12 protein-coding genes are annotated in these 13,383 nt (G+C 64.8%); 1 reads left to right on the top strand and 11 read right to left on the bottom strand.

Going from position 1 to position 13,383, the window contains the following annotated elements:
- Nucleotides 1-34 precede the first annotated feature (34 nt).
- The 4 genes from IVA79_RS02350 to IVA79_RS02335 all read right to left on the bottom strand — a co-directional run bounded on the left by IVA79_RS02350 (nucleotide 35) and on the right by IVA79_RS02335 (nucleotide 4,888).
- Entirely contained in the window at nucleotides 35-1,096 is a 1,062-nt protein-coding gene (locus tag IVA79_RS02350) for an MBL fold metallo-hydrolase (RefSeq protein WP_247550131.1), read from the bottom strand.
- A 205-nt stretch (nucleotides 1,097-1,301) separates the two neighbouring features.
- The gene (locus IVA79_RS02345; RefSeq protein WP_247550129.1) at nucleotides 1,302-3,455 is read right to left on the bottom strand and encodes a methyl-accepting chemotaxis protein; all 2,154 of its coding nucleotides are present in this window, start codon (nucleotides 3,453-3,455) and stop codon (nucleotides 1,302-1,304) included.
- A 162-nt stretch (nucleotides 3,456-3,617) separates the two neighbouring features.
- Nucleotides 3,618-4,343 (bottom strand): outer membrane protein, encoded by a 726-nt coding sequence (locus IVA79_RS02340; RefSeq protein WP_247550127.1) that lies wholly within the window; start codon nucleotides 4,341-4,343, stop codon nucleotides 3,618-3,620.
- Between the two features lie 224 nt (nucleotides 4,344-4,567).
- Nucleotides 4,568-4,888, bottom strand: coding sequence for a hypothetical protein (locus tag IVA79_RS02335; RefSeq protein WP_247550125.1), 321 nt, complete (start codon nucleotides 4,886-4,888; stop codon nucleotides 4,568-4,570).
- 196 nt (nucleotides 4,889-5,084) lie between these two features.
- Here IVA79_RS02335 and IVA79_RS02330 point away from each other — a divergent pair, with 196 nt between their 5' ends.
- On the top strand, nucleotides 5,085-5,369 hold the full coding sequence (locus IVA79_RS02330) for a hypothetical protein (RefSeq protein ID WP_247550123.1): 285 nt from the start codon (nucleotides 5,085-5,087) through the stop codon (nucleotides 5,367-5,369).
- 103 nt (nucleotides 5,370-5,472) lie between these two features.
- On the opposite strand, the gene IVA79_RS02325 is transcribed toward IVA79_RS02330, so the two are convergent.
- The 7 genes from IVA79_RS02325 to IVA79_RS02295 all read right to left on the bottom strand — a co-directional run bounded on the left by IVA79_RS02325 (nucleotide 5,473) and on the right by IVA79_RS02295 (nucleotide 13,322).
- Nucleotides 5,473-5,682, bottom strand: a complete 210-nt coding sequence (locus tag IVA79_RS02325) for a hypothetical protein (protein ID WP_247550121.1) — start codon at nucleotides 5,680-5,682, stop codon at nucleotides 5,473-5,475.
- Nucleotides 5,679-5,852 carry a hypothetical protein gene (locus IVA79_RS02320; RefSeq protein ID WP_247550119.1) on the bottom strand — a complete coding sequence of 58 codons (174 nt, stop codon included), beginning with the start codon at nucleotides 5,850-5,852 and terminating at the stop codon, nucleotides 5,679-5,681. The genes IVA79_RS02325 and IVA79_RS02320 overlap by 4 nt, the downstream gene beginning before the upstream one ends.
- Before the next feature lie 361 nt (nucleotides 5,853-6,213).
- Nucleotides 6,214-7,833, bottom strand: coding sequence for an ABC transporter ATP-binding protein (locus IVA79_RS02315; RefSeq protein ID WP_247550118.1), 1,620 nt, complete (start codon nucleotides 7,831-7,833; stop codon nucleotides 6,214-6,216).
- Between the two features lie 2 nt (nucleotides 7,834-7,835).
- The gene (locus tag IVA79_RS02310) at nucleotides 7,836-8,675 is read right to left on the bottom strand and encodes an ABC transporter permease (RefSeq protein ID WP_247550116.1); all 840 of its coding nucleotides are present in this window, start codon (nucleotides 8,673-8,675) and stop codon (nucleotides 7,836-7,838) included.
- Entirely contained in the window at nucleotides 8,672-9,643 is a 972-nt protein-coding gene (locus IVA79_RS02305; protein WP_247550114.1) for an ABC transporter permease, read from the bottom strand. Before IVA79_RS02305 ends, IVA79_RS02310 begins: the two co-directional genes overlap by 4 nt.
- A 239-nt stretch (nucleotides 9,644-9,882) precedes the next feature.
- Entirely contained in the window at nucleotides 9,883-11,433 is a 1,551-nt protein-coding gene (locus IVA79_RS02300) for an ABC transporter substrate-binding protein (RefSeq protein WP_247550112.1), read from the bottom strand.
- Between the two features lie 344 nt (nucleotides 11,434-11,777).
- A complete protein-coding gene (locus IVA79_RS02295) occupies nucleotides 11,778-13,322 on the bottom strand; it encodes a winged helix-turn-helix domain-containing protein (protein ID WP_247550110.1) in 1,545 nt (514 codons plus the stop codon).
- Nucleotides 13,323-13,383: the final 61 nt, after the last annotated feature.

The raw sequence follows: 13,383 nt of genomic DNA, 5'->3' as shown, positions 1-13,383 counted from the left end.
GACCTCTCTGCGCAAGCGGGGCGAGGTGAAGAGTTCACGTCGTCCGGAATTGCAGCACGCCGTCCTTCGTCTCCGCCGTCAGCCGGCCCTCGACGATCATGTAGTTGACGTGGGCGACCAGCTCGCCGGCGGCGAATCCCATCTGGTGCTCATCCAGCACGTGCTTGTTGAACACGACGGGCACCAGGGCGCGCGAGGTCTGCGGCACCTCGCGGCAGGCTTCCGCGATCAGGCGGCAGCGCTCCTCATGGTGGTCGGCGAGCTGCTTGATGCGGGTCTTCAGTCCGTAGAACGGCACGCCGTGGCCTGGCAGCACCAAGACGTCGTAGGGCAGCGTCGTGGTGAGGCTGGCGAGCGAGGCCAGATATTCGCCGAGCGAGTTCTGGTCGGGCTCGACCGCCCAGACGCTGACATTGGGCGAGATCTTGCTCAGCACCTGGTCGGCGGAGAGGAACAGCTTGTCGTCGGCGCAATACAGCATCACCTGGTCGAGCGCATGGCCGCCGCCGGTGATCACCTTGAAGCGGCGCGTGCCGATCACGACGTCGTCGCCGTGGGAGATGCGCCGGTAGGAGGGCGGCAGCACCGAGACGCGCTTGAGATAATCCTGGCCGCGGCCCAGCAGCTTTTCGGTGAGCGACTCGTCCATGCCATGACGGCGGAAGAACAGCCGCTGCGCTTCCTGCCGCTCCGCGGTGCCGCGGTTCTGGTGATAGACCGATTGCAGATATTCGACCTGCGACATCACCAGCGGGCAGTTGAACCGCTCGACGACCCAGCCCGCGAGTCCGACATGGTCGGGGTGGGAGTGGGTGACGATCAGGCGCGTGATGGTGACGCCCTTCAGCGGTCTGTCGAACAGCTTGGTCCAGGCCTCGATCGTCTCCTCGTTGCCGAAGCCGGTATCCACCATGGCATAGCCGTCGCCGTCAGCGAGCAGGTAGACGTTCACGTGGTTGAGGCGGAACGGCAGCTTCAGCCGCGCCCACAACACGCCGGGCCTGACCTCGACGATCTCGTCGTGGCCGGGATGCTGGTCCCAGGGGTAGCGCAGGGCCTCGGCCGAAGACTGTGCGGTGTCGGTTTTTGAGCTCATGCTACCGGCTTAAACCCGCCGCGAGCGGGGCGCCAGCCGAAAAAGGACGGAGCGTGGTCTGCGCATGGCGGTCATACCGGGGGCATTTTCCGTAGCCCGGATGGAGCGAAGCGCAATCCGGGGTTCGTGCCACAAGCAAGAAGTCCCGGATTTCGCTGCGCTCCATCCGGGCTACCGCCCCGGTCCCAGCGCTACGGGCCGGCGCTTACGCCGCCCGCATGTTGTTGAGGAACGCGTCGATCTCTCCGCGCAGCATGTCGGCCTCGCGCCGCAGCGCGTCGGAGGCGCCCAGCACTTCGTTCGCCGCGGCGCCGGCTTCGGCCGAGGCGGTGGAAACGCCGACAATGTTGCTGGAGACTTCGCTGGTGCCGCCGGCCGCATGCTGGATGTTGCGTGCGATCTCGCGGGTGGCGGCGCCTTGCTCCTCGACCGCGGCCGCGATCGTCGTGGTCACGCCGTCGATCTCGCTGATGATCCGGCCGATGCCCTGGATGGCGCCGACCGCCGATGTCGTGATGTCCTGCATGCTGGCGATCTGGGTGCGGATTTCCTCCGTCGCCTTGGCGGTCTGGCTCGCGAGACTCTTCACCTCGGAGGCGACCACCGCAAAGCCGCGGCCAGCCTCGCCCGCACGCGCCGCCTCGATGGTGGCGTTGAGCGCGAGCAAATTGGTCTGCGATGCGATGGTCTGGATCAGATCGACCACGACGCTGATGCGGCTCGCGCTGTCGGCAAGGCTCTGCACCGTGGCGTCGGTGGCGCCGGCCTCGTCGACGGCCTTCTTGGCGATTGCGGCCGAGGTGACGACCTGCCTGCTGATCTCCTCGATCGAGGACGACAGCTGCTCGGTGCCCGACGAGACGGTCTGCACGTTGACGGAGGTCTCCTCGGCGGCGGAGGCAACCGCGTTGACCAGCGCGTTGGACTGATCGGCGGTGGTCGACATGCTCTGCGCGGTCGATTGCATCGAATTGGCCGACTGCGCCAGATTGTCGAGCGCCGAGCGCACCGTGTTTTCGAATTCGGCGATCTTCGCTTCCATGCGCGCGGCCCGCTCGGCCTTGGCGATGCGGTCCTTGTCTTGCTCGCCGGCGAGCGCCCGGGCTTCGATCATGCTGTCTCGGAACACGGTCAGCGTGTCGGTCATCGCGCCGATCTCGTCATTTTGCCTGGCGCGCGGAATCTCGGTGTCGAGATCGCCGGCCGAGAGCCGTTGCATGGCGCGCTGCAGGCCGGTGATCCGGCGCAGGATGTTGCGGCCGACATAGAGCCAGACGAACAGCGCTGAGCCGACCAGCATCAAAGCGCCCAGCGCCAGCATGACTGACGTAGCGAGCGAAATCTCCTGCTGCGCCTGGAAGGTCGAGGCGTTGGTCTCCTTCTGCACGCCGTCGACCAGCTGCTGCACGCTGATGCCGAGGCCGACATTGAGCTTGCGGGTCTCGTCCAGGATGGTCTGCCCGTAGTCGACGGAATCGAGCTCCTTCTCGCGCAGATTGAACACGCCGGTCTTGCCGGTGCCGAGCGCGAGCAGCTTCTCCGCCGTCTCGCGCAGCATCTTGCTGCCCTGATTGTCGGGCAGCAGATCGAGGTTGGAGCGCAGGCGGCCCTGTGCCGTCTTGAACTCCTTCTGGATGTCGTCGAGCTTGTCGCTGGTGTTGGCCGACAGCGCCGCGCTCATGTTGGCGGCTGCGAGATTGCCGCTGGCGACGACGTTGCCGAGCTGGCCGACGATCTGCGCGGCATCGGAGGCGTCCGCGGTGGACAGGTCGGCCGAGCCGAGAATGGCATTGACCCGGGTCTGCGCGTCGAGCATCGCCGGGCTGGCCGCGCTGACGAAGGCGCCCTGCGCGCTGCGCAGCGCGTCATATTGCTTGTCGTGAAGGGCGGCAATGTCCAGCCGTTCGCGGGCGGCCTTGGCCAGGCTCTGGGCCGCCTCGTTGATGCTCTTCATCGTCTCGCTGAGTCCGGAGACGATGGTCTTGTCGCCGCCGAGCTCGATGATCTCGTTGAGCTTCTTCTGCGTCTGCTCCTGCAATTCCCTGAGCTTCTTGGTGCGCTCGTTCAGGGCGTCCTCGGTTTGAGCCGCAAGCAGCGCCGGCCCCTGGGCCGCAAGGCTCGCGCTCAGTGCCGACAATTGCAGGCTAGCGGCAAGGCGCGGAATGTCCCGCCCGCTCAGTTCGGTCATGCGTCCGCCGAGATTCTGCAGCACGAGGCCCGCGCCGGCCGAGATCACGAGGCCCATGCCCGCGATCGCCGCGAAGGCCGCGAACAGGCTGCCGCGCACGCCCCAGCTCGGCATTTTGAAACGAGGCCGCATGCGGCCAAGTGAGCCGCTAAGGCTGAGACGGATCGCCATGGAAATTCCCCCAACATTCTTGCTTCTGCTTGTGGCCGGCAGTATCCGCACGGCGAGTTAAAAAATCGCAATCTCCGCAAACGGTTGCGCGTGTTCCGCAGGGCGAAAAAAGAAGGGCCGGCGAAATCGCCGGCCCTCTCATGGTAAGATTGCGGTAACCGATCAGTAGCGCGCCACCGCCGGGCTCGCCCAGTTGAAGCGGTAGTTGACGCCCGCCTTGATGGTGTGGTCGTCGGTGGTGAAGCTGCCGGTGCCCGCCAGCGGGCCGCCGGTGAAGCTCGCGTCGCCGAAATTGTAGTACTGGTACTCGGCCTTGGCCGACCAGTTCGGGGCGAACATGTATTCGAGGCCGGCGCCGACGGTGTAGCCGTTGCGGTGATCGCCAGTGATCACGAAGGCGGTCGGCACGCCACCGACCGTCACCTTCTCATTGTTGTCTGAATAGGCATAGCCGCCCTTCACGTAGACGAGGCCGGGTCCCCAGGTGTAGCCGACGCGGCCGGTGATCGAGCCGAGGCCGCGCTGGTCGTTGGTGTAGGCGATGCCGCCCGGAAACACTGCGCCGACGCTGCCGGAGAGCCAGGAATACTGGCCTTCGACACCGACCACGAAGTTCGGGTTGAACTGCCAGTCTGCACCGACCTGCACGCCGCCGAGGAAACGGCCGTTGCCGTTGTTGCCGGTAGAAAGGCCGTTGAAATTGTTGTCGCTGGAGAACGCGCCGCCGATATGGCCACCGACGTAGAAACCGGTCCAGTTGTAGATCGGCGCGGCATAGGCCGGCGCGGGCGTCTTGTAGTAGTTGCGGTTGCCGAGATCGGCACCGACGGCCGGCGCAGCAGCGCCCATCACGAGCAGCGCAACGGTCGCAAACAGAATCTTCTTCATCGTCTTGAACTCCAGCACTCAATGTCCCCGGCAGGCGCGCTTTCCGCGCCGCGTTGGTTTTGCAGATAGCTCGCTTTTGACGAAAATGCTGTCACATGCGTGGCACAGCGAGGCCCAAGCTAACTTATTGGGTCGCAAATGATTTTCGTGCTTAATGCCGGCTTAAGAAATGCTGAAGGAAGGCTTAACTTCACCTCTTCCCGGTAACCTCTGCGCGTGCTTCGTTAACCAAGACGGCGCCGCGCCTCATCGCGCATCTGTTCGCGGAAGGCCGCGCGCTTTGCAGGTCGGTCCTCCTCGCGCACGTCATGGCGATCGAAGATGTCGAACTTCTCCAGGATCGGATAGCGTTCGCTCGCCATCGCGAGCACGCGCAGCACTTTGGTCGCCGACGGCGTCGGACCGCTGACCTCCCAGCGCCGGATGGTGTCGGCGCCGCCCTTCTCCGGCAATCCGCACAGCCTTGCCATGTCCGCCGCCGTGAGCTTGCGCTCAAGCGCGTCGGAGAGATCGTTGCGGAGTTGCTTCAGTTCGGCGCCGGTCATGCTGCTCGCGTCCAGGGAAGTCACTGAACGCAATGCACTAACGCTGATTCGGGTCCATCCGAAGGCGGCGGATGCACGGCTCCCTGCGCTCCGGCACCTTCATCCGCGCACGGAGTTATGAACCGAGACCTATGGAAATTGTCCGGCGAATGAACAGTTGGAATATTGGGGCGTGCAGCGGGCGAAAGGATCAGCCATGAAAACCATCAAATTCGCCATTGCCGCGCTCATTGCGACCGGATTGCTTGCCGCGCCTTTCGCGGCTGAAGCAAAGAAGGTCCGGTCGAGCCGACATTACAGCACAGGTGTGGTGGCGCCGAGCTATAGCGGGGCGGGAGCATCGGCAACACAGCCGAGGGCGTCCTACGGGTCATCCGGACAGACGGTCGGCACCGTCACGGCGCCGTCGGTCGGCTCGTACAATTGGCCCTCGGTCGGCGTGACCAACTCGGTCCCCACCTGGAACAATACCACGCGATAGAGCGATGCCGATCAGCGTGTGCCGGCGAGGCGCGAGCAAGTTGATCCGCCGGTAGCGGATTGTCGTCACCGTGTGACCTGCTCGATCGCAAGGAGCTTCGTTGCTAGATCCCCTTGCCGTTCTGCTTCCCGATCACGCAGCGCCACGCAGCCAGGCGCTCCGCCGGATGCTGATTCATCCAGTCGGCAAGCTGCGGCGCGCCCATCAGGCAGGATTGCACCGAAATCTCGGCGAAGTCGGAGGTGGTCACGATCTGCTCGTGACAATTGCTCGGAGAGGCGAGGCTGCAGAGCACGGCGATGATCTTGATCATGCGAGGTGACTTCCGTTGCCGCGGCCAAACGCGCGGCCGGTCGCCTTGTCCTGCCCGTCGCCGGCCGGATCAGCCGGCGGGAAGATGCTGTCGTAGATGGCGCGTGCCTCCTGAATGAGGCGCGCGCGCTCGCGCTCGGACTTCGAGACAAATCGAATAACTTCGCCCATGGCGGCTCCGAATCTCAGTTGGCCAATCCGCCATCAGATGATGACGATCATTCCATCCGAATGTATGGCGCCGTCTTCGGCTTTGAAGCGGCGCGGCCGATCACGAAGGAATAAAAAACGCGTGAGCACGTCCCGCATCTCCAGCGCCTTCAATGCGCTGGGTTGAGAAACCGCTCACCACTTCATATTCGTTGCAAGACTCGACGAGCCAAACGAGCGAACTCGTGTCGATTCAGCCTTGCTGTCATCAACTAGGACAGTCTCGCGAAGCAAATGCTGTTGGATCGAATATGTTTCACGTCGCTCGGCAGGCAAGTTTTTGGAACCATCCCGAAGTTCGGCGATCCGGTGCCGCAAGCGTTCACGCCGCCGGCGCGCGTTCCTTGCGTCCCGGCACCGCCGCAAGCAGCTCGCGCGTATAGGCATGCTCGGGCGCGGCGAAGAGCTGCGCGGTCTGCTTCAGCTCGACGATGGCGCCGCGCTGCATCACCGCGATGCGGTCGCAGATCTGGGCGGCGACGCGCAAGTCGTGGGTGATGAACAGCATCGAGAGGCCGAGGCGTTCCTTGAGGTCTTCGAGCAGCCTCAACACCTGCGCCTGTACGGAGACGTCGAGCGCGGAGACGGCTTCATCCGCGACGATGATCTCGGGCTCTAGCGCCAGCGCGCGCGCAATGCCGATGCGCTGGCGCTGGCCGCCCGAGAATTCATGCGGATAGCGTTCGAGTGCGCCGGCATCCAGGCCCACCATCCTGAGGAGATCGCGGGCGCGGTCGATGGCGACCTTCGGATCAAGGCCGGCCGCGATCGGGCCGTCGGCGATGATGTGGCCGATCTTGCGCCGCGGATTGAGCGAGGCGAATGGATCCTGGAAGATCATCTGGATGCGATGGCGCTCGGCGCGCAGCGCCTTGCCCGAAAGTGAGGTGAGATCGGTCTCGCCGATTCGCACCGTGCCGCGGTCGGCCTCGATCAGCCGCATCACCAGCCGCGCCACCGACGATTTTCCGGAGCCGGATTCGCCGACGAGGCCGAGCGTCTCGCCCTTGAGGATGCTGAAATTGACCGCGCGCGCCGCATCGACGCGGCGGTCTTCGCGAAACCAGCCGCTTGATGTCACATAGGTCTTGTCCAGCCCGATCACCTCGACCGCCCTGGCCTGATCGTCCAGCGGTGCGCGCGCCGGCGGATCCATCGACGGCACGGCTGCGAGCAGCGCCTTGGTATAGTCGTGCTGCGGCTCGTTGAAGACGGTCGCGGCCGGGCCTTCCTCGACGACCTTGCCATGGCGGAGCACCACGACCTGGTCGGCGATGTCGGCGACCACGCCGAAATCGTGGGTGATGAACATCACCGCCATGTTGCGGTTGCGCTGGAGGTTGCGGATCAGCTTGAGGATCTGCGCCTGCGTGGTGACGTCGAGCGCGGTGGTCGGCTCGTCCGCGACCAGCACCGCCGGCTCGAGTGCCAGCGCCATCGCGATCATGGCGCGCTGGCGCTGGCCGCCGGAAAGCTGGTGCGGATAGGCGCGCACGATGCGCTCGGGGTCGGGCAGGCCGACCTCGCGCGCCAGCGCCAGCGCTCTCGCGCGCCGGTCCTTCGGCGTCAGCAGGCCGTGCGCCTCGAACATCTCCGCCATCTGGTCGCCGATCCGCATCAACGGATTGAGCGCGGTCATCGGCTCCTGAAAAATCATCGCCAGCCTGCGGCCGCGCAGATCGCGCCAGCCGTCGTCATCGAGCTTGAGCAGGTCGCGGCCTTCAAACTGGATCTCGCCGGAGGCGATAGACACCGTGTCAGGCAACAGGCCCATCAGCGCATGCGCGCACATCGATTTGCCGGAGCCGGATTCGCCGACCACGCAGACGATCTTGCCGGGCCGCAGCTCCAGCGAGACGCCGTCGACGGCGAAAGCACGCTCGGCGCCTTTGGGCAGCGCGATCCGCAAGTTTTTGATGGAGACGGCGGGTGGGGCGGTCATCGTCAGCGTCCCTCCCGCGACAGGCGCGGATTGAGCGCGTCGTTGAGGCCTTCGCCGATCAGGTTCAGTCCGAGCACGGAGATCAGGATCGCGACGCCGGGAAACACGGTGATCCACCAGGCCTGGCGGATCACGGTGCGGCCGGCGCCGACCATGTAGCCCCAGGAGATCAGATTGGGATCGCCGAGGCCGAGGAAGGACAGCGAGGATTCCAGGAGGATCGCGGTCGCCACCATCAGCGAGGCCAGCACGATCACCGGCGACAGCGCGTTGGGCAGGATCTCGCGCAGGATGATCCAGCTGTTGCTCTGTCCGGTGACCACGGCGGCCTGGACATATTCGCGCGTGCGCAGCGACAGCACCTCGCCGCGCACGAGCCGGGCCACCGGCGGCCAGCTCACCAGCGCGATCGAGGCCACGATCGAATAGATCGAGGGCTGCAGGATCGCGACCAGCACGATCGCAAGCGCGAAGCTCGGAATGGTCTGGAAGAACTCGGTGAAGCGCATCAGAGCGTCGTCGACCTTGCCGCCGAAATAGCCGGCCATGGCGCCGATCGGTACGCCGACGACCAGCGCCACCAGCGTGGAGACGAGGCCCACCAGCAGCGACACCCGCGCGCCAAAGATCATGCCGGCGAACACGTCGCGGCCGAGCGCATCAGTGCCGAGCGGCACGGTCGACAGGGTGAACGGCGGCAGGAACGGCCGCTGCACCATGCGCCAGGGCGAGTTCGGGAACAGCATCGGCCCGAACAATGCGACCGAGATCGCGAGCAGAAGGATGATGAGCCCGATGACCCCGCTCGGACTCTTCAACATCGATTTCCAGAACTGTTTCATGCGGCGAATTCGATGCGTGGGTCGACCAGGCGGTAGACCAGGTCGGTGATCAGGTTGAAGACCAGCACCATGGCGGAGCAGATCACGAAGACGCCGAGCAGCAGATTGTAGTCGCGCTGGAGCAGGGCGTCGTACATCAGGCGCCCGATGCCGGGCCAGGCGAACACGGTCTCGGTGATGACGGCACCGCCGATCAGCGTGCCGGAATGGACGCCGGCCAGCGTCACCACCGGCAGCAGCGCGTTGCGCAGCACGTGGCGGCGCTGGATCACGGCGTCGGAGAGGCCTTTCGCGCGCGCGGTCTTGACGAAGTCGAGCCGCTTCACCTCCAGCATCGAAGCGCGCGTCATGCGGGTGTAGGTCGCCATGAAGAACAGGCCGAGCGTCATCGCCGGCATGATCAGGTGCTTTGCGACGTCGACCGCATGGGCGAGGCCGGTGAGGTTGGCACCGACCGTCTCGTAACCAAAGCTCGGCAGCCAATCCATGGTGACCGAGAACAGCAGGATGCCCATCAGCGCCACCCAGAAAAGCGGCATGGCGTAGAAGATCAGCGCGAACACGGTAATGGCCGTGTCGAGGAAGGTTCCGGCAAAGCGCGCGGCGAAGGTGCCGAACAGGATGCCGAGCGCGAGCGAGATCGCGAATGCCGTCAGCGTCAACAGCAGCGTCGCCGGCAGCCGTTCCCCGATCAGCTTTGCGACCGGCGCCTGCTGGCGGAAGGAGAAGCCGAGGTCGAGGGTCACGACGCCCTTGACGTAGATGAAGAGCTGTTCCGGCAGCGGCTTGTCGAGGCCGAACTTTTCCCGGAGCTGCTTGACGAAGACCTGATCGCTGGCGCCGGCCTCGCCCGCCATCACGACCGCGGGATCGCCGGGCGCGAGTCGGATCAGGAAGAAATTGAGGACGACGATCGCAAGCAGGACGATCACGCCCTTGAGGACACGCTGAGCAACGAAGGAGAGCATCTAGATGGCGATCAGATCGGGTTGAACGCAGCGACAATCACGGTGCGCTCCCTCTCCCGCTTGCGGAAGAGGGCAGGGGAGAGGGTGTTTCCGCAGAGAGGACGCCGAGAGGAGAAAGCCCTCTCCCGCCGCGCTCTGCGAACGCGTCGACCTCCCCCGCAAGCGGGGGAGGTGCAGCGAGATTGCGGCTCGATCGGAGGTCATGTAGCGAGAGCCTTAGCAGAAAGGTCAGGCCGTCACTACTTGTCGAGCCATGCATCCTTGAAGCCGTCATTGACGCCGATCGCCGTGGTGATCAGGTTCTTGACCTTGCAGCGGGTGATGGTCGGGAATTGCAGCTCGAGCATCCAGGCCACCGGCACGTCCTCGACCAGGATCTTCTGCGCCTTCTCGTAGATCTCCTTGCGCTTGGAGTCGGGGGTCGCGACCGCGCCGTCGGCAAACAGCTTGTCGATCTCCGGGTTGGAATAACCCTCGACGTTGTTGAAGACCTGTCCCTTCACGATATTGCTGGAGATGTAATTGCGGCCGACCCCGAGCGCTGGATCGCCATACTGGTAGAGATAGGTGAAGGCGATGTCATAGTCCCAGTCGCCGATCTTCTGGTTGCCGCCGGCAACGTCGGTGGCGATCGTCTCGATGGTCATGCCGACGTCCTGGAGGTTCTGCTTCACGGCTTCACCCCAGCGTTGCCAGGTCTCGCCATAGGCGAGCGGCAGCATCCGGATCTTCTCGCCCTTGTAGCCGGCTTCCTTCAGCAGCGCCTTGGCCTTGGCCGGATCGTAAGGGTACTTCGGCACGTCGGCGGTGTAGTACTTGATGGTCGAGGCGGACGGGCCGGTGGCGACCTTGCCGAGCCCGTTCCAGATCACGTCCTTGGCGAAGTCGCGGTCGATCGCATACATGATCGCCTGCCGCACCCGCTTGTCGGCGAGCGGGCCCTGGCGGTTGTTGAGCCACAACCAGGACAGCGGCGAGAAGAACTCCCAGCCGGCGCCGGTGACGCAAGTGTCCTTCAGCTTGGACAGCCGCGGCACGTCGAAATTCTCAACCGAGCCGCCGGGCAGCACGTCGACCTTGCCGGTCTCAAACGCCACCGAACGCGCCGCGGCGTCGGGAATGATCTGCCAGTAGATCTCGTCCAGATAGGGCTTGCCCTTCTCGTGGTAGTTCGGGTTCTTGACCAGGCGGATAAACGAGCCCTTCTGCCACTCCTTGAACATGAACGGGCCGGTGCCGATCGGCGCATTGTTGTAAGCGTTGGTCTTCCAGTCGGTGCCTTCATAAAGATGTTTCGGCACCATCGGCATCGAGCCGACCTCGAAGATGCCGAGGAACGGGCCGAACGGCTGTTTCAGCGTGAAGACCACCGTATGGTCGTCCGGTGCCTCGATCTTGTCGACCTGTGCCAGGTTGGTGCGGGCGCGCGCGTGGGTCTGCTTCAGCATCTCGATGGAGAACAACACGTCCGCGGCGGTGAAGGGCTTGCCGTCGTGCCAGGTCACGCCCTTCCTGAGCTTGAAAGTATAGGTTTTGGCGTCCTCGCTGACGCTCCAGCTCTCGGCGAGCTCCGGCTGCGGTTCGAGCTTGGGGTTGTAGCGCAAGAGGCCCTCGAAGACGTTGCCCGACACCATCTGGGTCGGGCCGTTCTGGACGATCGCGAGCATCAGGCCGGGCGGCTCGGGCTGGATCACGGCGTTGACCACGCCCCCCGTTTTCGGCTCTTGCGCCAGTGCCGGGGCCGCAAGCCCGCAAGCGAGGAGGAGGCCAAGCAACACTCGTTTTGGCATGTCGTATCTTTCTCATGCGAGACCAGCCGTACACGCTTCGCAGGCGTCTTCGCGCGCAAAGCTACGGCCGGCTCATCCCAGTCCCCATCCGGGTACCGAGGCTCACACAGTCTCGTTCGGCGCCGCAAGATGAAAGTCTCGACAGGGTCAGCACAAAAAATGTACAGCGCGTCCTGTTTTGATGGATCGGCCTTTTATTGCCGGGGAGCCGTGATGTCGGCCGTTGGCCGACATGGCCGGTGGACTAGCGACACAGCGTCGCGGGAGGGCGGTCAGACCCCCTGCGCCACTCGGAATACACCGGACCGCCGCGCAAGCGGACGTAGCGACGGCATGGCGATCGCCTAGCGCAACCCCGCGCGCCGGAATCCCTCCAGATAGTGCTCGCAATCGGCCTCATTGGCCCATGGCAGCTGCGTCGCGATCCAGTGCAGCGAGATGTCCGGCTGGGTGCGGCGGAGCTCGGCCAGCGCCGTCTCCGCAAGCATGTCGTCGCCCGTCATGCCGGCGGAGACCGCGAGCACGCGGTAGGCGCCGGTGAGATCGCCGCGATGGCGGATCGCCTCGCGCGCGGGCGCGATGGCCTCGCTATATTGGCGTTCGGTGAAGCGCGCATAGCCGGCGATGCCCTGATAGATCGCCAGCGACGGATCGCGCGGTGACAGCCGGATCGCCCTTTGGGCGGCCTCGAACGACTCCTTCGGCCGTCCGGCATAGGACAGCGCCAGCGCGTAATAGCCTTGCGCCAGCGAGAAGTTCGGATTGAGCGCGAGCGCCTGCTCGAACTCGGACAGCGCGTCCGCAAGCCTGCGTGTCGAGAAGCAGACGCTACCGAGCGCGACGTGGGCCCAGGCATCCTCATGGTCGCAGCGTACCGCGGCCAGTGCGGCGGCTTCCGCCACTGGGGCCACCGCGGCGAGCTCGGCCCAGCCGAGATGCACGCCGACCATGTGGTTTGCCGCCAGCACCGACAGCGCCCGGCCGTAGTTCGGATCAATCCCGATCGCGCGTTCGAGCAGCGTCGTTGCGGCCGCGTGATCGCGCCTCGTCACCCGCCAATAATGCGACAATGCCCGCATCAACAGATCCCATGCGTCCAGGCTCGCAGGCCCCTTGCCGCGGGCGCGAAAACTCTCGGCCGCATGAATCTGCGGTTCGATCGCCGCGGCAATCGCGTTGGTGATCTCGTCCTGGACGGCGAAGACGTCGACCAGCTCGCGATCGTAGCGCTCGGCCCAGAGATGGCTGCCGGACGAAGCATCGTTGAGCTGCGCGGTGATGCGCACCCGGTTGTCCGCCTTGCGCACGCTGCCTTCGACGACGTAGCGGACGCCGAGCTCCTCGGCGATCTGCCTGATGTGGACCGCCCGTCCCTTATAGGTGAAGGACGAGTTGCGGGCGATCACCATGAACCAGCGTTGTTTCGACAGCGCGGTCAGGATGTCTTCGCTGATCCCGTCGGCGAAATAATCCTGTGCAGGATCGCCGCTCATGTTCTCGAAGGCGAGCACGGCGACCGCCCGACGGTCCGCGCGCGGGAGAGCGGGCCCGGCTTCGACTGGTGCGACCGAAATTGCCATCTCTTCCCGGACTTCGCCGACGAAGCGAAAGCCCTTGCGCGGGATGGTCTTGATCAGCCGCTGTGTCGCGCCGTCGTCACCAAGCGCCTTGCGCGCGGCATTGATCCGGCTGTTCAGCGCGAAATCCGAGATGATCCGGTCGCTCCAGATCTGGCTGATCAGGTCATCCTTGCTGACCACACGCGCGCGTTGCGCGACGAGAAACAGCAGGAGATCGAACACTTGCGGCTGCAACGGCACGGGGACCCCGCCGCAGGTGAGTTCCCGCAGGTCGCCGTCAAGCACGTTGTTTTCAAAGCGAAATCGCACGTTTTCGTCGTCTCAAGCAAAAATCAAAGTCGTCTCAGGCGAAAATCAATCGTCCGCGAAA

Source organism: Bradyrhizobium sp. 138, from assembly GCF_023074075.1.
GTDB lineage: Bacteria > Pseudomonadota > Alphaproteobacteria > Rhizobiales > Xanthobacteraceae > Bradyrhizobium.
Note: the sequence above shows the minus strand (reverse complement) of the source record. Positions and strands in the feature narration are given on the sequence as shown.